Annotated in this window: 15 protein-coding genes and 1 pseudogene; 5 read left to right on the plus strand and 11 right to left on the minus strand. The window is 74.8% G+C overall.

Features of this window, described 5'->3' with window-relative positions:
- Positions 1–53: 53 nt before the first annotated feature.
- The 10 genes and pseudogenes from ACFV9M_RS20475 to ACFV9M_RS20520 all read right to left on the minus strand — a co-directional run bounded on the left by ACFV9M_RS20475 (position 54) and on the right by ACFV9M_RS20520 (position 13,794).
- Entirely contained in the window at positions 54–1,823 is a 1,770-nt protein-coding gene (locus ACFV9M_RS20475; protein ID WP_385068218.1) for an ABC transporter ATP-binding protein, read from the minus strand.
- Positions 1,824–1,956: 133 nt separating this feature from the next.
- Positions 1,957–2,112 (minus strand): annotated as a pseudogene (locus tag ACFV9M_RS20480) (aldo/keto reductase); the annotation flags it as partial.
- A 193-nt stretch (positions 2,113–2,305) separates the two neighbouring features.
- Entirely contained in the window at positions 2,306–3,583 is a 1,278-nt protein-coding gene (locus ACFV9M_RS20485; RefSeq protein WP_385068217.1) for an ABC transporter substrate-binding protein, read from the minus strand.
- Complete coding sequence (locus tag ACFV9M_RS20490; RefSeq protein WP_385068215.1) at positions 3,580–4,707, minus strand: branched-chain amino acid ABC transporter permease; 1,128 nt, start codon at positions 4,705–4,707, stop codon at positions 3,580–3,582. Before ACFV9M_RS20490 ends, ACFV9M_RS20485 begins: the two co-directional genes overlap by 4 nt.
- Positions 4,700–5,596, minus strand: coding sequence for a branched-chain amino acid ABC transporter permease (locus ACFV9M_RS20495; RefSeq protein ID WP_385068214.1), 897 nt, complete (start codon positions 5,594–5,596; stop codon positions 4,700–4,702). The genes ACFV9M_RS20490 and ACFV9M_RS20495 overlap by 8 nt, the downstream gene beginning before the upstream one ends.
- Complete coding sequence (locus ACFV9M_RS20500) at positions 5,593–6,555, minus strand: ABC transporter ATP-binding protein (protein ID WP_385068212.1); 963 nt, start codon at positions 6,553–6,555, stop codon at positions 5,593–5,595. Before ACFV9M_RS20500 ends, ACFV9M_RS20495 begins: the two co-directional genes overlap by 4 nt.
- Positions 6,552–7,334: an ABC transporter ATP-binding protein gene (locus ACFV9M_RS20505; protein ID WP_385068210.1), complete on the minus strand. Its 783-nt coding sequence runs from the start codon at positions 7,332–7,334 to the stop codon at positions 6,552–6,554. Before ACFV9M_RS20505 ends, ACFV9M_RS20500 begins: the two co-directional genes overlap by 4 nt.
- Before the next feature lie 191 nt (positions 7,335–7,525).
- Positions 7,526–8,908: a PucR family transcriptional regulator gene (locus tag ACFV9M_RS20510; protein WP_385068208.1), complete on the minus strand. Its 1,383-nt coding sequence runs from the start codon at positions 8,906–8,908 to the stop codon at positions 7,526–7,528.
- Between the two features lie 140 nt (positions 8,909–9,048).
- The gene (locus tag ACFV9M_RS20515) at positions 9,049–12,459 is read right to left on the minus strand and encodes a LuxR C-terminal-related transcriptional regulator (protein ID WP_385068206.1); all 3,411 of its coding nucleotides are present in this window, start codon (positions 12,457–12,459) and stop codon (positions 9,049–9,051) included.
- A gap of 402 nt (positions 12,460–12,861) precedes the next feature.
- A complete protein-coding gene (locus ACFV9M_RS20520; protein WP_385068205.1) occupies positions 12,862–13,794 on the minus strand; it encodes an alpha/beta hydrolase in 933 nt (310 codons plus the stop codon).
- 260 nt (positions 13,795–14,054) lie between these two features.
- Between ACFV9M_RS20520 and ACFV9M_RS20525 the strand changes: the two genes are divergently transcribed.
- From ACFV9M_RS20525 to ACFV9M_RS20535, 3 genes are all read left to right on the plus strand, one after another.
- Positions 14,055–15,413, plus strand: coding sequence for a diaminopimelate decarboxylase (locus ACFV9M_RS20525; protein ID WP_385068203.1), 1,359 nt, complete (start codon positions 14,055–14,057; stop codon positions 15,411–15,413).
- A 95-nt stretch (positions 15,414–15,508) separates the two neighbouring features.
- A complete protein-coding gene (locus ACFV9M_RS20530; protein WP_385068201.1) occupies positions 15,509–15,712 on the plus strand; it encodes a hypothetical protein in 204 nt (67 codons plus the stop codon).
- A gap of 107 nt (positions 15,713–15,819) precedes the next feature.
- Complete coding sequence (locus ACFV9M_RS20535; protein WP_385068200.1) at positions 15,820–16,704, plus strand: Gfo/Idh/MocA family protein; 885 nt, start codon at positions 15,820–15,822, stop codon at positions 16,702–16,704.
- 22 nt (positions 16,705–16,726) lie between these two features.
- Here ACFV9M_RS20535 and ACFV9M_RS20540 read toward each other — a convergent pair whose 3' ends face one another.
- Entirely contained in the window at positions 16,727–17,005 is a 279-nt protein-coding gene (locus tag ACFV9M_RS20540) for a GlsB/YeaQ/YmgE family stress response membrane protein (protein WP_385068198.1), read from the minus strand.
- Between the two features lie 426 nt (positions 17,006–17,431).
- Here ACFV9M_RS20540 and ACFV9M_RS20545 point away from each other — a divergent pair, with 426 nt between their 5' ends.
- Both ACFV9M_RS20545 and sthA read left to right on the plus strand, forming a co-directional pair.
- Positions 17,432–17,638: a hypothetical protein gene (locus ACFV9M_RS20545; RefSeq protein WP_385068197.1), complete on the plus strand. Its 207-nt coding sequence runs from the start codon at positions 17,432–17,434 to the stop codon at positions 17,636–17,638.
- A 66-nt stretch (positions 17,639–17,704) separates the two neighbouring features.
- Positions 17,705–19,108 carry a Si-specific NAD(P)(+) transhydrogenase gene (sthA, locus tag ACFV9M_RS20550; protein WP_385068195.1) on the plus strand — a complete coding sequence of 468 codons (1,404 nt, stop codon included), beginning with the start codon at positions 17,705–17,707 and terminating at the stop codon, positions 19,106–19,108.
- Positions 19,109–19,113 lie beyond the last annotated feature (5 nt).

The following is a 19,113-nucleotide window of genomic DNA, read 5'->3' on the forward strand; positions in this document are numbered from 1 at the left end:
CCGGCTGTCACCCTGCGGGTGCATGTTTTCCGCCACTTGGCGCTGTCTTGGCATCAGGCGGCCTGCCCGCCGTGCAGTGCCGTGTAGGCGCCGCCGCGGTGCAGGAGTTCCTCGTGGGTGCCGGTCTCCAGGATCGCGCCGTCCCCCATCACGACGATGCGGTCGGCGCCGCGCACGGTGGACAGGCGGTGCGCCACCACAAACGTGGTGCGGCCGCGCAGCAGCCGGGCGAGGGCCTGCTGGACGAGCGCCTCGGAGCGGGTGTCGAGCGCGGAGGTGGCCTCGTCCAGGATCAGCACCTTGGGGTCCCTGATCAGGGCGCGGGCGATCGCCAGCCGCTGCTTCTGCCCGCCCGACAGCCGTGCCCCGCGCTCGCCGACGAGGGTGTCCAGACCCTCGGGCAGCCGGTCGACGAACTCCAGGGCATTGGCGTCCCGCAGCGCCGCGCGCACCGTCTCCTCGTCGGCCTCGTCCTCCATGCCGTAGGCGACGTTCTCCCTGATGGTGCCGTCGAAGAGGATCGACTCCTGCGGGACGACGGACACGAAGCGCCGGTAGGTGCGCAGGTCCAGCGTGTTCATGTCGGTGCCGTCCAGCAGCAGCCGGCCCGAGGTCGGCCGGATGAAGCCGATGACGAGGTTGAGGACGGTGGACTTGCCCGCGCCGGAGGCGCCGACCAGGGCGACGGTCTCGCCCGGTGCCACGGACAGCGTGAAGTCACGCACCGCCGGCCGGCCGCTGTCGTAGGCGTACCCGACGTGGTCGAAGGTCACCGCGCCGTGCAGGCGGGCCAGTTCGGCCTTGCCCTCGTTGTCCTCCAGTTCGGGCGCCTGGAGCACCTCACCGACCGAGCGGACCGACTCCAGTCCCTTGGTGATGACCGGGGCGAGGCCCGCGAGGGTGGTGGTGGAGTTGGTGAGGGTGGTCAGGAAGGCGCTGAGCATGACGACGTCGCCCGGGGTGACGCCCCACACCTCGTAGTACGAGATCAGCGCGGCGCCGGTCAGGACGAGCACCCCGACGACGTTGAGGACGACCCAGGCGATCGAGCCGAAGCGGCCGTTGACGAGGTCCAGGCGCATCCCGGAGGTCAGCAGGCGGTGCAGGGTGCCGTCCATGCGGCGCAGCGCCTTGCCCTCCAGGCCGTGGGCGCGGGTGACCGGGATCAGCCGGGTCATCTCCGTCACCCGGGAGGAGAGGGTCTCGACCTCGTGGCGGAAGTGCTCGTTGTGGGTGCGCAGCCGCGCCCTGAGACGGGCCACGACGAACGCGGCGGCGGGCACCACGATCAGGAAGACGGGCACGAACTCCGGGGTGCGCACGGCGATGATGACCAGACCGCCGGTGAGGACGGTGAGCGCGCCGAGTCCGTTCTCCGCGGTCTGCTGCACCATCTGCTCGACGGCCTCGACGTCCCGTACGACCTTGGCCTGGAGGACGCCGGCGCTGACCCGGGAGTGGTAGCCGATGGACAGCTGCTGCATGCGCGTGCACAGCGCGGAGCGCAGGGTGGTGCCCATGCGGCGGACGCTTCCGTAGAGGAGGCGGACGTAGAGCAGGTGCAGCGGGTAGTTGACGACCAGGATGAACATGATGACGCCGGTGCTCGTCCAGAGCCGGCCGATCGGCTGGTGCTGGACGACGGTGTCGATGATGGACGCGGTGATCAGGGGCAGCAGCCAGACGGGGCTGTGCTTGACGGTGAACACGACGACCGCGCCGGCCAGGCGGCGGCGGTCGGCGCGGAAGAGGTAGGCGAGTGTGCGGATCGGGTGTTCGTCCCGGTAGCGATGGTCGAGGGGTCTGTCGTGCGACGACGCCATCGGCGGTGGTCCTCCTCGGTGCCGAATGAAGGGGCCGTTGCGGGACGCTCTGGTCGCACCCCGCACGGCAAGCGCTTTCTTTCCCGGCGTGGCCGGGGATAACCCCCGTCCCGCGCCGTCCCGTCGGTCAGACGGCGTCCGGCGTGCCGATCAGCGTGGCCCCGGCGTCCGGGGCGGCGGGCAGGATGGCGAGGGAGCGCGCCTCGTCGGGGCGGCCCTCGGCCGGCTTGGGCATCGCGCCCGTTCCGACCGCGCTGACCTCGGCCTCACCGATACGGCGGGTGTGCATGGGCTCGTGACCTCTCTGCGACCGTCGCGGGAAGACGGTCGCGGGAACCGGACTCACGGGTTCCAGCCTGGCCCGGCCGTCGCCGGAGGTCCAACGCCAGAAAGCGATTCCATTCAGCAGCGCGGGCGCTGAATCGCGCCGGGTGCCACGAGACCCGGTGTCACGAGACCCGGTGTCACCCGTGTCACGCGTGTCATGAGCGGGATGTCAGGTACTCCTCCACACCCGGCGCGACGTGCGCGTCCTCGGCGTTCACCATCCCGCCGACCGCCTTCGCGTCGGGCTTGAGCACGTACGTCGACTGCGAGGCGGGCCGGGAGACGTCGGAGAAGTCCTGCGGGGTGCCCAGGCCGGTGTCTGCGTTCTTCTGCGACCGGTGCGCCTTGACCAGGTCCTCCCGGGTCAGGCTGCCGGCCGCGCAGGCCTTCTCGAGGTCGGCGCCCAGCAGACGGGCCGCGTTGTAGCCCGACAGGACGCCGGAGTCGACCTGCGAGCCGGGGTACTTCTTCGTGTAGGCGGCGACCATGCTCTTGACCCCGGCGAGGTCCGAGCTGACGGCCGGCGCGGCGCTGACCACGTTCAGCATGGCCGTCAGGGCCGGCGCGGCCGGGGTCTTCATCAGCTGCGGGGCGAAGCCGGGGGCGCTGCTCACCACGGGGACGCTGAGGCCCCGGGAGGCGGCGACGCCCACCAGGGAGGCCGTCTGCGCGGGCCCGGCGCTGATCAGGACCGCCTTCACCCCGGCCTTCTTCAGCGCCGAGACCTGGGCGGACAGGTCCGTGTCCGTCGCCTTGATCTTCTGGTCGACGATCTTCAGGCCGGCCTTCTGCGCGGCCCAGGTGGAGCCTTCGAGCGCGTTGGAGCCGTAGTCGCCCTCGAAGTAGACGTGGCCGATGCTGTCGCCCTTCTTCAGGCCCTTGGTACGGGTGAGGAAGTCGACCGCGGCGATCATGTCGAGGTCGTAGGTGGTGCCGAGGACCTGGATGGAGTCCTTGCCGAGCAGCGAGGCGGCCCATGCCTGCGGGAAGGTGAGCAGGTGGTCGCGTTCGACGTCGTCGAGGAGGGCCGCCACCACCGGTGAGCCGATGACCTGCGGCAGGGCGACGACGTCCGGGGCGATGTCGGCGTAGGCGGTGACCGCCTTCTGCACGTCGTAGCCGTGGTCCTTGACGACGATCTCGACCTTGCGGCCGCAGATGCCGCCGTCCGCGTTGGTCTCGTCGGCCCACATCTGCTGGGCCTGGACGATGCTCTTGCCGAGGGTGGCGTAGGGGCCGGTGAGGTCGGTGAGGGCGCCGAGCCTGATCGACTTCTCGGTCACACCGGGACCGGACGTGACGCCGTCGGCGCCGTCGGAGGTGCTGCCGCCGTCCGCCTTGGAGCTGCAGCCGGTGGCCGCGATCAGCAGCGCGGCGAGGGCCGCGGCGAGGGCGGTGCCGGGGGTGCGGTGTCTGTGGTGCTCGGTCTTCACGGGGTGGGCTCCTTGGCTCGTGCGGGTGAGGCGGGTGTGGCGGGCGGCCGGTGCGCGGGGGCGCGGTCCGGGGGCGGGGTGCGGCGCCGGCGGGCACGGAGGCGGCGGGTCAGGCCGTGCAGTCCGTCGGGCGCGTACAGCAGGATGAGGACGATGGCCGCGCCGTACAGGTAGCGGGCCGCCTCGGTCGGGCCGACCGCGCCCTCGCCGCCCGTGCCGGGGGCGGCGACCAGGGGCAGTTGGTCGGCGTAACGGGTCATCAGCAGGGGCAGGGCGGTGACGAAGACGGCGCCCGCGGTGGCACCGGCGACGGAGCCGAGCCCCCCGATGACGATCATGGCGAGGTAGTCGACGGAGAGGGGCAGGCCGAAGTAGTCGGGCACGACGCGGCGGAAGGACAGGGCGAGCAGGACCCCGGCGAGGCCGGCGTACATCGACGACACGACGAAGGCCGCCGAGCGGTAGCGGGCGACGTTCACGCCCATCACGGCCGCCGCGGTCTCGCTGTCCCGTACGGCCGCCAGGGCGCGTCCGGGACGGCCGCGCAGCAGTCCGCGCGCGGTGAACCAGGTGAGCGCGAACAGGGCGAGGCCGAGATACCACAGGCGTTCCTCCGCGCCGAACGGCACGCCGAGCACGAGGAGTTCGGGGTCGTCCGCGGTGAATCCGAAGTCGCCCAGGGTGAGCGGCGGGACGGACCGGCCGTTGAAGCCGCCGGTGACCGAGTCGGCGGTCAGCAGCACATGGTGGCCGAGGAAGACGAGCGCGAGGGTGGCGACGCCGAGGTAGACGCCGCGCACGCGCCCGGCGACGGGGCTGAACAGGCCGCCCGCCGCGCCGGCCAGCAGGACGGCGAGGACGGCGGCGAGCGCCGGGGGCAGCGCCGGGCCGGGCTCGCCGGCCAGCCAGGTGTAGCCGTAGGCGCCCACGGCGAGGAAGAAGGCGTGGCCGAGGGAGAGCTGGCCGGCGGTGCCGGAGAGCAGGCCGAGGCCGACGGCGCCGATGGCGGCGGCCATGGAGAACAGGCCGATGCGCAGCCAGAAGGCGTCCAGGTAGAAGGGCAGGGCGCACAGCAGCAGGGCGGGCAGCAGCAGGCGGGCCGCCCTGGGGAGCAGCTCAGACACGGACGGCTCCCTTCCCGCCGAACAGCCCGGTGGGCCGCACCAGCAGCACGACCACCATCACGGCGTACGGGGCGACGTCGCCGAACCCCTCGCCGAGGACGTGCAGTTCGGACTGGTAGCCGGCGGCGAGCGCCTCGGTCAGGCCGATGATCAGGCTGCCGGCGAGGGCGCCGGGCGGTGAGGCCATGCCGCCGAGGATGGCCGCCGGGAACGCCTTGAGGGCGATCTGGCCGGTGGTGCGTTCCAGGCCGGGCGCCGGGAAGGCGGCGAGGAACACGGCGGCCAGGGCGGCCAGGCCGCCGGCCAGGCACCAGGCGAGCATGCGCACCCGGCTGAGGCGTACGCCCATCAGGGCGGCCGCCTCCACGTCCTCGGCCGCAGCCCGCAGGGACAGCCCCCACGGCGTGAACCGGAACAGGGCGAAGACGCCGCCGATGACGACGGCGGAGACCACGATCGCGGCGAGCCGGCTGTCGGCGACGGTCACCGGGCCGAGCCCGGTCACCGCGTCCCCCCAGGGGTCGCCGAGGGTGAGCAGGTCGCCGCCGATGCGCCGGGCCAGGTCGGTCAGCAGGACGATGTCCACGCCGATGGTGACGATGGTCTGCACGTGGGCGGCCTTCGGGTCGGGGTCGCCGCGTTGCAGCAGCAGCCGGTCCAGGGCGCCGGCGACGGCCGCGGTCGCCAGGACGGCCACCGCGAGGGCGCCGGCGAAACCGAGGTCGTCGTGGAGGACGGCGACGAGGTAGCCGCCGAGCAGGAGCAGCGAGCCGTGGGCGAAGTTGAGGACGCCCGAGGCCTTGAAGATGACGACGAAGCCGAGCGCGACCAGGGCGTAGACGGCGCCCAGGGCGAGGCCGTTGAGGAGGGTGTCGAGGAAGGTGGTCATCGGGGGTCCTCCGCGGCGGTCGCCGCGCCCGCGGCGGCCTCCGTGTCGTCCTCGGGTGCGCCGGTGCCGAGGTAGGCGCGCAGGACCTCGGGGTGGCGGCGGACCTCGTCGGGGGTGCCGTGGGCGAGGGGACGGCCGAAGTCGAGGACGGTGACCTCGTCGGCGAGGCGCATGACCAGGCCCATGTCGTGCTCCACGAGCAGCACGGACAGCCCGAGCCGCTCGCGGACCGTCCGGACGACCTCCGCGGTGCGCTCGCGTTCGGCGCCGTTCATGCCGGCCACCGGCTCGTCCAGGAGCAGGACGCGGGGTTCCAGGCAGAGGGCGCGGGCCAGCTCGACGCGTTTGCGGTCGCCGTACGACAGCAGGGCCACGGGTGCGTCGAAGCGGTCGGCGAGGCCGGTGAGTTCGGCGATCTCGCGAGCCCGGTCGAGGTGCTCGCGCTGCTCGCGCACGGCGTGCGGCAGGCGCAGGGCGCTGGCGGCGAAGCCGGCCCGGGTCAGGGCGTGCCGGCCGAGCATCAGGTTGTCGGCGACGGTGCCCTCGGTGGTGACGATGTTCTGGAAGGTGCGGGCCACGCCCAGCGCGGCGATCCGGTGGGGGGCGAGCCCCGTCACGTCGGTGTCGCCGAGCAGGACCTGGCCGGCGGCCGGACGGTACAGGCCGGACAGGACGTTGAAGCAGGTCGACTTGCCGGCGCCGTTGGGCCCGATGAGGGCGTGCACGGACCCCGGTGCCACGGTGAACGAGACCCCGTCCAGAGCGGTGAGCCCGGCGAAGCGGACGGTGACGTCCCGGACGCGGAGCTCGGGTGGCGGCGCCGGGAGCCGGTCGCCGTGGGCGCCGAGCCGGTGGGCTGCCGTACCGCCGTGGGCCGGGCCCGTCGCACGGCGGGCGGAGCGGTCCGTCGCGCGGCCGGTGGAACGGTCCGTCGCGCGGCCGGTGGAGCGGATGTTCACGCGGCCCCCTGGTCGCCGGCCGTGTCGCCGAGGTACAGGCGGCGCACCTCGTCGGTCTGGGCCAGGTCGTCGGCACGGCCGGAGAGCCGGATCTCACCCACGTCGAGGACGTACGCGTGGTCGGCGAGGGAGAGCGCCATCCCGGCGTTCTGCTCGACCAGCAGGACGGCCGTGCCCTGCTCGTTGATCTCCCGGATCACCTCGGCGATCCGGAACACCATGCGCGGCGCGAGGCCGAGGGAGGGCTCGTCGAGCAGGAGCAGGCGCGGGGCGGCCATCAGGGCTCGGCCGATGGCGAGCATCTGCTGCTCGCCGCCGGAGAGCAGACCGGCGGCCTGGCGGCTGCGTTCCGCGAGCACGGGGAACAGGCCGTAGACCCGGTCGCGGGCCTCTCGGACCTGGTCGGGCCGGCGCCGGCCGAGGCCGAGGCCGCCGGTGCGCAGGTTCTCCTCGACGGTGAGACCGGCGAAGACGCGTCTGCCTTCGGGGACCTGGACGACGCCCGCCCGGACCGCGGCGACCGGGTCGCGTCCGTCGAGGTCGGTGTCGCCGTACCGGGCCCGGCCGGCGGTGACGGTGCCGCGGTGCAGGCGCAGGGTGCCCGAGAGGGCCCGCAGCAGCGTGGACTTGCCGGCGCCGTTCGCGCCGAGCAGGGCCACGACCGCGCCGTGCGGGACGCTCAGGGACACGGAGCGCAGGGCTGACAGGGCTCGCCCGTACGTCACGTCCAGGCCTTCGACGTGCAGCGCGGGCGGGTCCTGCGGGGGTGCTTCGGGCATCGCGGCTCCTCGGGTCCGTGCCACGGGGACACGGCACTTCGTGGGAAGGGGAGCTCACGACAGCACGGGGGCTACGCGCCGGTACAGGCGTGCGAGCGGTCTCGCTGCGCGGGCCCAGCGGCGACCCGGGAGGGTTGTGCGGGTGCCCAGGGGGCGCGGGCGGGTTTCCGGGAGTCGGGGAGGGCTGCGCGTCAGCCTTGGTGGGGGGTTCGGGTCGCCAGGGCCAGGCTGATCTCCACGACGTCGGCCGGGCGGGAGAGGCTGCGTCCGGTGAGTTGTTCGTAGCGGCGCAGGCGGTTGAGGACGGTGTTGCGGTGGCAGTAGAGCCGCTCCCCCGCCCGCTGCGCGGAGCCGTCGCAGGCCAGCCAGGTGGCCAGGGTGTCCAGCAGGACGGCCGCGTCGGCGGGCTCCAGGGCGCGCAGCGGGCCGAGGACGCGCTCCGCGAGCGCGGCGGCGAGGTCGGGTGAGGAGATCACCAGTGCGGCCGGGAGGTGCTCGGTGAGCCGGATGGTGCCGCCGGTATGCGGACACATCCGCAGGGCGGTGTCCGCGAGCCGTCGGGCGTCCCCGACGGCGGCCAGCCCCGACACGGCCGTACTGATGCCCACGCGCGCGGCCGAGGGCGGACCGCCGTCCCCGGCCGCCAGGCCCGGGCACGGGCGGCCGGGCGGGCCGGCGTGCGTACGGCCGGGGCCACCGCCGCTTCCACTGCCGCCGCCGCGGCCCTCGGCGGCGCCCTCGCCGACGGTAATGCCGTCGCGGTCGGCGTCGCCGTCGCCCAGCAGGACGATCCCGTAGTCGACGTCCACGCCCGTGTGCCAGTACACCCGCGCCTCCCGCCCTGCGGCGGCGCGGGCCGCCGCCGCCTCGGAGGGGGTGCCGCCGGCCACCGCCACGACCGTGTAGCGGCCGTGCTCGGGGAGGTCGAGCGCCTGGGCGGCCTCCGGGAGGTCGGCGATGCGGCTGGTCCCGTCGAGGAGGGCCGCGGCGAGCAGCCGCAGCCGGTTCTCGCGCCGCCACGCCAGCTGCCGTTCGACCTGCCGGTAGGCGTCCGCGACGAGGGTGCAGTGCTCGTCGACGAAGTTCCACACGTCGGCGGCGACGTGCACGAGGAGGCGTACGTCCTCGGGGGCGTTCCGGGAGGTCTCCTCCACCAGGCACTGCCAGACCAGCGAGCCGCCGAGCCGGAACGCGTGCAGCAGGGCGTCCAGCGGCAGTCCCTGTTCGGCGCGGGTGGCCCCGATCTTCCAGGAGCAGCGGCGCGCCGCGTCCCGGCTGCCGCGCGGGTCGAGCAGTGAGGACACGCTGTGCCGCAGTGAGCGGTGGGCCTCCTGCCAGGTGGCGGCGGCGTCGCTCTCCACGGCCGCGCGGTAGGCGGGTTCCTGCTCCTGGAGCGCGGCGACCAGCCGGTCGGTGAGGTCGGGCAGGTCGTCCAGCAGGGCCCGGGCGGCCCGGTGCAGGACGGTCAGGGCGTCGGCGTCGATCAGCGAGCGGACGCGTGGCGGGCGCGGCCGCAGGGCCGGTCCGGCCGGTGCGGGGCGCAACGCGGTCCGTGGCCGTAGGGCGTGGTGCATCCCGGTCCTCCCCCAGGTCGGTGTGCCGGTGGCCCCGCACGGCGGGGCTCCGTCCGGCTCCGGGGTGGGCCGTGGAGTCCGCGCGGGGCCGCCGTCTGGCTCGTCCTGCCCCGCAGGATGACATACCGTCCGGTCGGTCCCTAGGGGTGTGCACCGCTCTTTTCGGCCTGTTCGACCATCCTGGCCAGTTCGAGGCGGGAGCGGACGCCGAGCGCGGCGAAGACCTTCCTCAGGTGGTAGTCGACGGTGCGGGTGCTCACGGAGAGGGTCAGGGCCACCTCCCGGTTGGTGGCCCCCTCGGCGACGCACCGGGCGATGCGCAGTTGCTGCGGGGTCAGCAGGGACAGCCCGGCGCCGGCCCGTGCGCCGCCCGGCGAGGCGCCGTTGGCGCGCAGCTCGCCCCGGGTCTGTTCCGCCCAGGCGCGGGCGCCGCAGCGTTCGAAGCCGACCAGGGCGGCGCCGAGGCGGTCGCGCGCCTCGCCTAGCCGGCGCCGGCGGCGCAGCCACTTGCCGTGCAGGAGCTCGGTGCGGGCCCGTTCGAAGTCGCCGCCGGCCGCCTCGTGGAGGTCGAGGGCGTGCCGGTAGAGCGCGTCGGCCCGGTCCGGCGGGGCCAGCAGGGCGCGGCAGCGCAGCAGCAGGGCGGGGGCCTGCGGGTCGGCGCCGAATTCGGCCCACAGCGCGAAGTCCTCGACGGCGGCCCGGGCGCCGTCGGGCTGTCCGGCGGACGCGGCCGCCTCCACGAAGCAGGGCACGGCGAGCATCCACACCGCGAAGTGCCCGCGCCGGGGGCCCGGCCGCACCAGCGGTCCGAGCCGGTCGGCGGCTTCCCGGGGGCGCCCGCGGGCCAGGTCGGCCCGGGCCGCCGCCCACTCCGCGAGGGTCGTGGCCTGGGCGAGGCCGTGGCGCCGGGCGGTGGTCAGCGCCGCGGCCACGTGCCCGGCGACCAGGTCGGTCTCCCCCTCGATGGAGGCGGCCAGGGCCAGTACGGCGTGGTGGTGGGCGGCGGTGTTGCGCTGCCGGGCCGCCTGCGCGGCGCGCAGTCCCTCCTCGGCGTGGGTGCGGGCGAGGGCGTGCCGTCCGGCGCGCAGTTCGACGTAGGCGAGGTACTCCCGGGCCCGCAGGACCGCCGGGACGGTGCCGAGTGTGCGGGCGGCGGCCAGCGCCCGGGTGCCCGCCCGGCGCCCGGCGTCCAGCTCGCCGAGCATCAGCGCCGCCCCCGCCGCGCGCAGGGCGTCCTCCGGCTCGTCGCCGCCTTCCGCCCGCTCCAGCACGCGCCGCAGCGGCTCGGCCGCCGCCGGGAAGTCGCCCTCCAGCAGGGCGAGCAGGCCGCGCCGGTAGTCGTGAGCGAGTGCCACGCCCCTCTCGGCGGCCGTGCGCCTCACTTCCGGGGCGGTGCCTCCGGCGACGGTGGCACCTGCGGCGACGCCGCCGTCCCGCGAGGACGACGCGGTGCTCGTCCCGGCAGCGCTCCTCGCTCCCGCCACGGTGTCCGCCGGGGGCGAACCGCTCCGCCCTACGGTGCCGGTCGTCACGGGGGCGCTCCTCTCCCCCACCGTGGCCGTCTTCCCGGGAGTCGCCCCCCTGGCCACGGCCAGGCCTGCCCGCACGGCCGCCGCCCGTTCCACGGCCGCACTGTCCCGCACGGGCTCCCCGTTCCGCAACGGCGCGTCGACCGCCGCCACGGCACTCTCCTCGCTCTCCGCGCTCTCCGCGCTGTCGTCGCTGTCGTCGTTCTCCTCGTTCGCCTCGCTCTCCTCGGCGGCCGCATTGGCCGCATTGGTCGCATTGGTCTCGGCGGCCGCAGTGACCTCGGGGGCGGCACTGGCCTCACAGGCCTCGGTGGCCGCACTCCGCTCCACTGCCGCACTCGGTTCCACTGGCGCACTCCGCTTCACGGCCGCAAGCCCCTCCGAGGCCGCGCCCGTCCCGTCGGCCACACCCGTCACCTCGGCCGCACCCGTTCCGGCCAGCTCCGTCCCCGCGGACACATCCGTCCCCGCAGCCGTGTTGGTCCCCGTAGCCACATCCGTCCCCGCGGACACATCCGTCCCCGCAGCCGCGCCCGTCCCCGCGGCCACACCCGTCCCCGCAGCCGCGTCCGCCCCCGCGACCGCGTCCGTCCCCGCGACCGCGTCCTCGCTCCGGCCCAGCGCCCGCAGGCACCCGGCGGGATCGCCCGCCGCCCAGGCCGCGTCCGAGGCGCCGAGGGCCGCCCTCGCCGCCTGTTCGGGGGCTCGCCCGGCCAGCAGGGAGGTGGCGAGCAGCAGGGAGGCGCCGGCCTCGTCGACCGGTCCGTCGTGCAGCAGCGTCGTCCCGCGCAGCAGCTCGGCACGGCCTCGTACGAGAGCGGGCGCACCGCCGGTCCGGGCGGCGTCGAGCAGCCGTGCCCCCTGGTGCCGACGTCCGGCGAGCAGGGCCTGTTCGGCGGCGGCCAGGTACCACTCGGCGCGTTGTGCGATGTCGTCGGTGAGTTCGGCGGCGCGGGTGTACGCGGCGCACCGCAGCCCGCGGGGGGCGGAGCCGGCCGGGTCGGCCGCCGCGGCCGCCAGTTCGGCCGCCGTACCGGCTCCGGCCCACGCGCGGTGCAGCAGCGTGCGCAGCGCCGGGTCCGCGCCCTCCCACGCCCGGGCCAGCGCGCGGTGCACGGCCCGGCGCCGCTCGGCCGGCGCTCCCTCGTACACCGTCCTGCGCAGCAGTTCGCTGCGGAACCGCACCTCGCCGTCGTTCTCCGTGAGCAGGTCCGGCAGCGGGTGGCCGGGCGAGGCCGGGGGCCCGCCGTCGCGGAGGTGCTCCACCGCGCGCAGGAGGAGCCCGACATCGACGGCGGGGTGCTCCGGGGCGACGGCGCCGGCGGGGCTCCCTCCGGCGGTCGCCGCCTGCTCCACGCCCCCCGCGTACCCCGCGCCGCCGGCGTCGCGTACGGCGGCCGCCACCGTCAGCAGCACGTCCCGCTGCTCCGGCGTCGCCCCGGACAGCAGACCACCGGCCAGACCGGTCAGTACGTCGCCGTCGGCCAACGGCAGCGGCAGTCGGCGTTCGCCCCGCAACTGGGCGGGCGAGAGCCGCCGGACGACGGCGAGCAGCAGCGCCGGGTTGCCCTCGGCCGCGTCGACGACCTCGTCCCGGACGCCCGCGTCGACCGTCCCGCCCGTCGCCTCGTCCACCAGGGCGGCCGCCGCCTCCGGGGACAGCGGGTCCAGGCGCAGCGGTGGCAGCCCGGCGAACTCGGGGTCGGGCGGGCGGTGTCCGGGGATGCTGAGGAGCAGGCTCACGTCCGCCGTACCGGTAAGGCGTGCGGCGGCGTGGCCCAGGGCCGCGCGGGAGGTGGCGTCCCACAGGTGGGCGTCGTCGACGCACACCAGGAGCGGGGTCCCGGTGGCACGCAGCACGTCGAGCAGCGCCCCGCCCGACGCCCCCGTGGGCACTCGCCCGGTGACCTCGCCGAGGGCGCGCAGCAGGGTGCGCAGACCGCTGCCGGGTACGGCCGCGAGCGCCGGATCGGCCCGGACCCGCACCACCGCTCCCCCGCCGGCACCGAGCGCGCCACCCACGACACCTTCTGCGACTTCGGCGGTCCCGGCGAATCCAGGGAATCCAGCGGCTCCGGCGGCTCCGGCGGCTCCGGAGGAGAACGCGTGCGCCACGGAATCGAGGAACCACGTGCGGCCGCAACCGGGTTCGCCTGTCACGGCCCGTACACACCCGCCCTGAACGGTCAGCTGTCCGGTCATTCCCGTGACGTTACGCACGCGTAACGAGAGACGGAAGGCATGCGTCCGCGCCGCGGGGAAAGCGGCTGCTGCGGGTGAGCTGGGCGTTCACGGGTGACGGACCGGATGCGGCTTGTGCCGCCGCCCAACGCCGGCCCGCCCCGGCGGTGCGCGGGCACAACGACAGCGGCGGTCGCGCGGGATGCGCGGCCGCCGCTCGTCCGGTGCCGGGAAGGACCGGCGTCACGAGGTGTGCGGGCAGTTGCCCCGGTACTCCTCGATCGTGAGGCTCGCCTGGGGCAGCGGGCACAGGAACTGCTCGTAGCGGGTGTCGTTGTCGATGAACCGCTTCAGCCACGAGATGCTGTACTTCGCGATCGTCGTGTTCGACGTGTTCGGGGTGAAGTGGGTGGCGCTGTTCAGCTCCAGGTAGGCGCGGTCCAGCGAGGACGGCAGGGACGTGTAGAACGGCTCGGCGTGGCTGGCCACCGGGGCGATCGTGTCGCCGTCGGCCCCGACGATCAGGGTGGGGGTGGTGACCTCCGGCCAGGTCTTGTCGAGGTTCCAGGGGGTCAGCGGGATCGCGGCCTGGAGGGAGGGGCGGGTCTTGGCGGCTTCGAGGCTGCCGCCGCCGCCCATCGAGTGGCCCATCACACCGAGCCGGGAGCTGTCGATACGGGTGCGGACGGAGCTGCGCTGGGTGAGGTAGTCCAGGGCGGCGAGCAACTGGTCCCCGCGCGAGTCCGGCTGGTCGGCCGTGGTGTTCGTGTCGATGGTGAAGACGACGAAGCCCTGCGAGGCCAGCCGCGGTCCCAGCCAGGCGATGGACGACTGGTAGGCGGTGAAGCCCGGGGAGATGGCGATGGCTCCGAAGGTGCCGTCCGCGGTGCTGGTCGGGTAGTAGATGGTGCCTCCGCCGAAGCCGGTGACGGCCAGTGAGGAGACGGAGGTCTCCGAGACGGCGTACGAGCCCCGCAGGGCCTCGATGCTCGAGGTGGTGGGCGCCGGTCCCCGCTCGTAGGGGTTGTCCGCGGCCTGCGCCCCGGGGCTGCTGAGGGTGGTGAGTCCGACGACCGCGGCGATCGCCGCCGCCAGGCCGGCGATCCGGCCGGACCTGCGGTGGGGGGAACCGGTGGGCCTGCGGTGGGCGGCTCCGGTACGGGCTGTCTGCTGCACGACGAGTCGTCCTCTCTGTCGCGACGGGGCCCGCCCTGTCGGGCGGGCCCTGGGCGGGCTGGAGGTGCCACTGTCGGAGCAGCGCGGTGGCGGGGGGACCGGCAATCTCACCGGTCTTGCGGGCGACGGGGGCGCGGGCCGGGCTCGTCACCACGAGGGTTCCGGTTCTCTTTGTGCGGGCCGGCCGAAGACGGACGGTGCGGGAAGGGGCGAACCTGGAGTCGACCGCCCGTTCCCGCCGCAGCGAAGGAGACCAGGACGTGTCGTTCCACAACAGGGAGAGCACCGAGGACGGCGCCGCGCGTGTGGCGCCCGTCCTGCGCCGGGCCGTGGCCGAAGGGCTGATCGGCGAGGACCGGCCGCTGGCCGGCTTCGTCGACGTCCAGGGTGTGCGCGACAGCGTCGCCGGGCTGCGCGAGGCGTTCGCGGGGGTCCCGGAGGTGCTGCACACCTTCGCGGCCAAGGCGTGCGCCCTGGTGCCGGTGCTGCGGCTGCTCGCCGACGCCGGGATGGGCTGCGAGGTGGCGAGCCCGGGAGAGCTGCGGCTGGCGCTCGACGCCGGTTTCCCCCCGGCGCGGATCGTGCTGGACTCCCCCGCCAAGACCCGCGCGGAACTCCGCGAGGCCCTCTCCCTGGGGGTCGCGGTGAACGCCGACAACCTCGCCGAACTCGAACGCGTCGACGCCCTGCGCCCGGCGGACTGCGCGTCCGTCGTCGGGCTGCGGGTCAATCCGCAGGTCGGCAGCGGGACGATCGGGGCGATGAGCACCGCGACGGAGCACTCCAAGTTCGGTGTGGCGCTGCGCGATCCGGGGGCCCGCGCCCGGGTCGTCGAGGCCTTCGCGCGGCGGCCGTGGCTGACCCGGCTGCACGCCCACGTCGGCTCGCAGGGATGCCCCCTGCCCCTGATCGCCGAGGGCCTCGCCGCCCTGCACCACCTCGCCGGGGAGATCGACGCCCGGGCCGGCCGCCGGCAGGTGACCAGCCTCGACCTCGGCGGCGGACTCCCGGTGAACTTCGCCGACGACACCGTCACCCCCACCTACGCCGAGTACGTGGCCGCGCTCACCGCGGCCGAACCGGCCCTGCTGGACGGCCGCTACCGGCTCGTCACCGAGTTCGGCCGCTCCCTGCTCGCCAAGAACGGCTTCCTCGTGGCGCGCGTGGAGTACGTCAAGGACGCGGGCGGCCGCAGGATCGCCCTCACCCACGCCGGCGGGCAGGTCGCCACCCGCACGGTCCTCATGCCGGGCGCCTGGCCGCTGCGGGTGTCCGCCCACGGTCCGGACGGGAGCCCGAAGCGGACGTCTTCGCTGCCGCAGGACGTCGCCGGGCCGCTCTGCTTCGCCGGGGACGTCGTGGCGCACGAGCGCGCGTTGCCCGAACTCGCCGAGGGCGACCTGGTCGTGCTGCACGACACCGGCGCCTACTACTTCTCGGCACCATGGGCGTACAACAGCCTGCCCCGGCCGGGGGTGTACGGCTGTCTGGCACGGGACGGCCACGTCACGTTCGCCACGGTCCGTCCGCCGCAGACGCTGCGGGAGATCTCCGTGGAGAGCGGACTGGAACAGGCGGACGCACTGCTGACCGGCTTCCCGGCGCCCGCCCTGCCCTGACGCCACGGCCGCCCTCGCACCCCCCGCGCCCGGCACAGGCATCAGAGGACCGATTCGGAGCACCCGGGTGGTGTCGCCCCGACGAGGAGGACACCGTGCTGTGGGTCGCCGTTCTGCTGCTGCCGCTGATGTCCGTGCTGCTGGTGGTCATGGACCGCGTCGAGGACCGTCTGTCCGGCCCTGCCCCGGCCGGGCCACGGCATGCCGCCCGCAGGCGGCACCTGCGCCTGGTCCGGAACCCCGCCGGGAGCGGGGAACCGGCGACGGACGACGGACACCCGGAGCCCCGGGCGGCCTGACCGCCCCGGGACTGCCGCGAGCGCCGCCCGTGTGCGAGGCTCACCCGCGGACGGCGCCGCTCGGGCGCCGGCCGTCACCTCCTCCGGCAGCTGGGAGAGTCGGCGACATGCGCATCGGTCTGCTCGGCACGGGCCCCTGGGCGCAGCTGGTGCACGCCCCCGCCCTGAGCGCACACCAGGGTCTCGACCTCGTCGGTGTGTGGGGCCGCCGCCCCGCCGCCGCCGAGGAACTGGCCGAGCGCCACGGCACCCGGCCCTACGACGACGTCGACGCCCTGCTCGCGGACGTGGAAGCGGTCGCCGTCGCGCTGCCGCCGGACGTCCAGGCGGACCTCGCGGTGCGCGCCGCCGGCGCCGGCCGGCACCTGCTGCTGGACAAGCCCGTCGCCGCGACGGTGCCGGGGGCGCGGGCGGTGGCGCGGGCCGTACGGGAGGCGGGGGTCGCCTCGGTCGTCTTCTTCACCACCCGCTTCCTGCCCGAACCCGAGGCCTGGATCGCCCAACAGGCGTCGGCGGGAGGGTGGTTCACAGGGCACGCACAGTGGCTGGGGGCGGTGTTCACGGGGGAGAGTCCGTTCGCCACGCCGTGGCGGAGGGAGAAGGGCGCCCTGTGGGACGTGGGGCCGCACGCGCTGTCCGTGCTGCTGCCGGTCCTGGGGGACGTGCGGCGGGTGTCCGCCGCGGGGCGGGGGCCCGGGGACACCGTGCACCTGGTCCTGGACCATGCGGGCGGGGCGTCCAGCACGCTGACGCTCAGTCTGACGGCTCCGCCCTCGGCGGCGGGCTCGGCCGTGGAGCTGCGGGGGGAGGCCGGGGTGGTGCGGCTCCCGCCGAGCGCCTCGGACGCCGTCTCGGCCCTCGGCCGGGCCGCGGACGCGCTGGGCGCCGCGGCCCGGGACGGCCGTCCGCACGCGTGCGACGCGGCGTTCGGTCTGCGGGTCACCGAGATACTCGCCGAGGCGGAGGCCCGGTCGGCCGGTGACCTCGGCTGAGGCCGGGGTGGCCGCGGCCCGGTCAGGCGTGCCGGTGCGAGCGCCGGTTGCCGGTGACGGCCCGGTAGAGGATGAGCAGGATGAGCGAGCCGACGATCGCGGCGACCCAGGTGGACAGGTCGAAGAACCCGTCGATCGAGTCCACGCCGAAGATCACCTTGCCGAGCCAGCCGCCGAGCAGACCGCCGGCCACGCCGATGAGCATCGTGATGATGATGCCGCCCGGGTCCTTGCCGGGCAGCAGCAGCTTGGCGATGGCACCGGCGAGCAGGCCTATCAGAATCCACGCGATGATGCCCACGGTTCCTCCCTTTTCCTTTGGAAAACGTGTACGTCTCCCGAATGCGCGGACACGGGATCCGCAAACCTGCCGGAGGCCACGAGTCGTTCCCCAACGGCCGGGAACCGCAAGGGAGGCGGGCAGAAACCGGCCCTGGCGAAGTGGGCGGCCATGGGGACGCTGCCCCGGTCCGTGGCGCCGGCACGGCCTGGGCGCCGTGTGCGGCGAGGCAGCCCGGCCCCCGAGGGTGCGCGGTGCCGTGCGGAGCGGAGGTTGCGTCGCGGCCGGTGCGGTACTCGTGGCGTGAGGGAGCCTCCCGGTTCCGGGCCGGTGCCCCGGTGCGTCGGCGTCTCCGGATGCGGGGTGCGCTCCCTCGGTGAATGGTGTTAGTGGACCCGGTGACCGCAGCGGGTCCGAAGCAGCCCTCCGGACCGAGGAGCACAGATCATGTCGACCTCACAGCCCGACGCCTCCCGGCCGTCCTCCGACCGCACCACCCCGGACAACCTGCTGCACAGCCGCACCGGCACCGAGGTGTCGCCGGAGGACATGGTGCTGGCGGCGGGCAGGGACCTCACCCCGCGCAACCTCGAGTGGGCGCGGCGCAAGCTCGACGAGGAGGGTCCCGCCGCCATCGAGAAGCTGCTGCCCTGACCGTGCGGCGGACCGTCCCCGGTCCGCCCTTCCGCGGGGAGCCCCCGGGCTGTCAGACTCCGGAGGGTGCCCGACTTCGACATGCTCGTCCTCGGAACAGGTCCCGGCGGTCAGAAGGCCGCCATCGCCGCCGCCAAACTCGGCCGCCGTGTGGCCGTCGTCGACCGCCCCGACATGCTCGGCGGGGTCTCCCTGCACACCGGAACCATCCCCTCCAAGACCCTGCGCGAGGCGGTGCTCTACCTCACCGGCCTCACCCAGCGCGACCTCTACGGGCAGAGCTACCGCCTGAAGGAGGACATCACCGTCGCCGACCTGACCGCGCGGACCCAGCATGTGCTGGGGCGTGAGGTCGACGTCGTCCGCAGCCAGTTGACCCGCAACCACGTCACCCTGTTCACCGGCACCGGCCGGTTCGTCGACGATCGCACGGTGGCCCTGGGCGAGCCCGGCGGCCAGGAGCGGCTGGTCACCGCCGAGCACATCGTGATCGCCACCGGGACGCGGCCCGCGCGGCCGCGGAGCGTGGAGTTCGACGGGCGCACCATCCTCGACTCCGACAACGTCCTCACCATCGAACGCGTCCCGCGATCCCTGGTGATCGTCGGCGCGGGCGTGATCGGCATGGAGTACGCGTCCATGTTCGCCGCCCTGGGCAGCAAGGTCACCGTGGTCGAGAAGCGGGCCGGCATGCTCGACATGTGCGACGTCGAGATCGTCGAGTCGCTCAGGTACCACCTGCGGGACCTGGCGGTGACCTTCCGGTTCGGGGAGACCGTCGCCGCCGTCGAGCGGCACCCGCGGGGCGCGCTGACCGTGCTGGAGAGCGGCAAGAAGATCCCCTCGGACGTGGTGATGTACTCGGCGGGCCGCCAGGGCCTGACCGACGGGCTGGACCTGGAGCGGGCGGGGCTCGCGGCGGACGCCCGCGGCCGGATCGCCGTGGACGAGCACTACCGCACACGGGTGCCGCACATCTACGCCGTCGGAGACGTCATCGGGTTCCCGGCGCTCGCCGCGACGGCGATGGAGCAGGGCCGCGCGGCGGCCTACCACGCGTGCGGCGAGCCCGTCGGACGGATGCACCGGCTCCAGCCGATCGGCATCTACACGATCCCGGAGATCAGCTTCGTGGGGCGGACGGAGGACCAGCTCACCGAGGAGCGAGTGCCGTTCGAGGTGGGCGTCGCCCGCTACCGGGAGCTGGCCCGCGGCCAGATCATCGGTGACGCGCACGGCATGCTGAAGCTGCTCGTCTCGCCCGCGGACCGCACGCTGCTCGGTGTGCACTGCTTCGGCTCCGGCGCGACCGAACTGATCCACATCGGGCAGTCCGTGATGGGCCTCGGCGGCACCGTCGACTACCTCGTGGACGCCGTGTTCAACTACCCGACGCTCGCCGAGTCCTACAAGGTCGCGGCCCTCGACGCCACGAACCGGCTCCGTCAGCTGGAGCGCATCGGGGAGTGAGCGGG

The sequence above is a fragment of the Streptomyces sp. NPDC059895 genome, assembly GCF_042731035.1.
Lineage (GTDB): Bacteria > Actinomycetota > Actinomycetes > Streptomycetales > Streptomycetaceae > Streptomyces.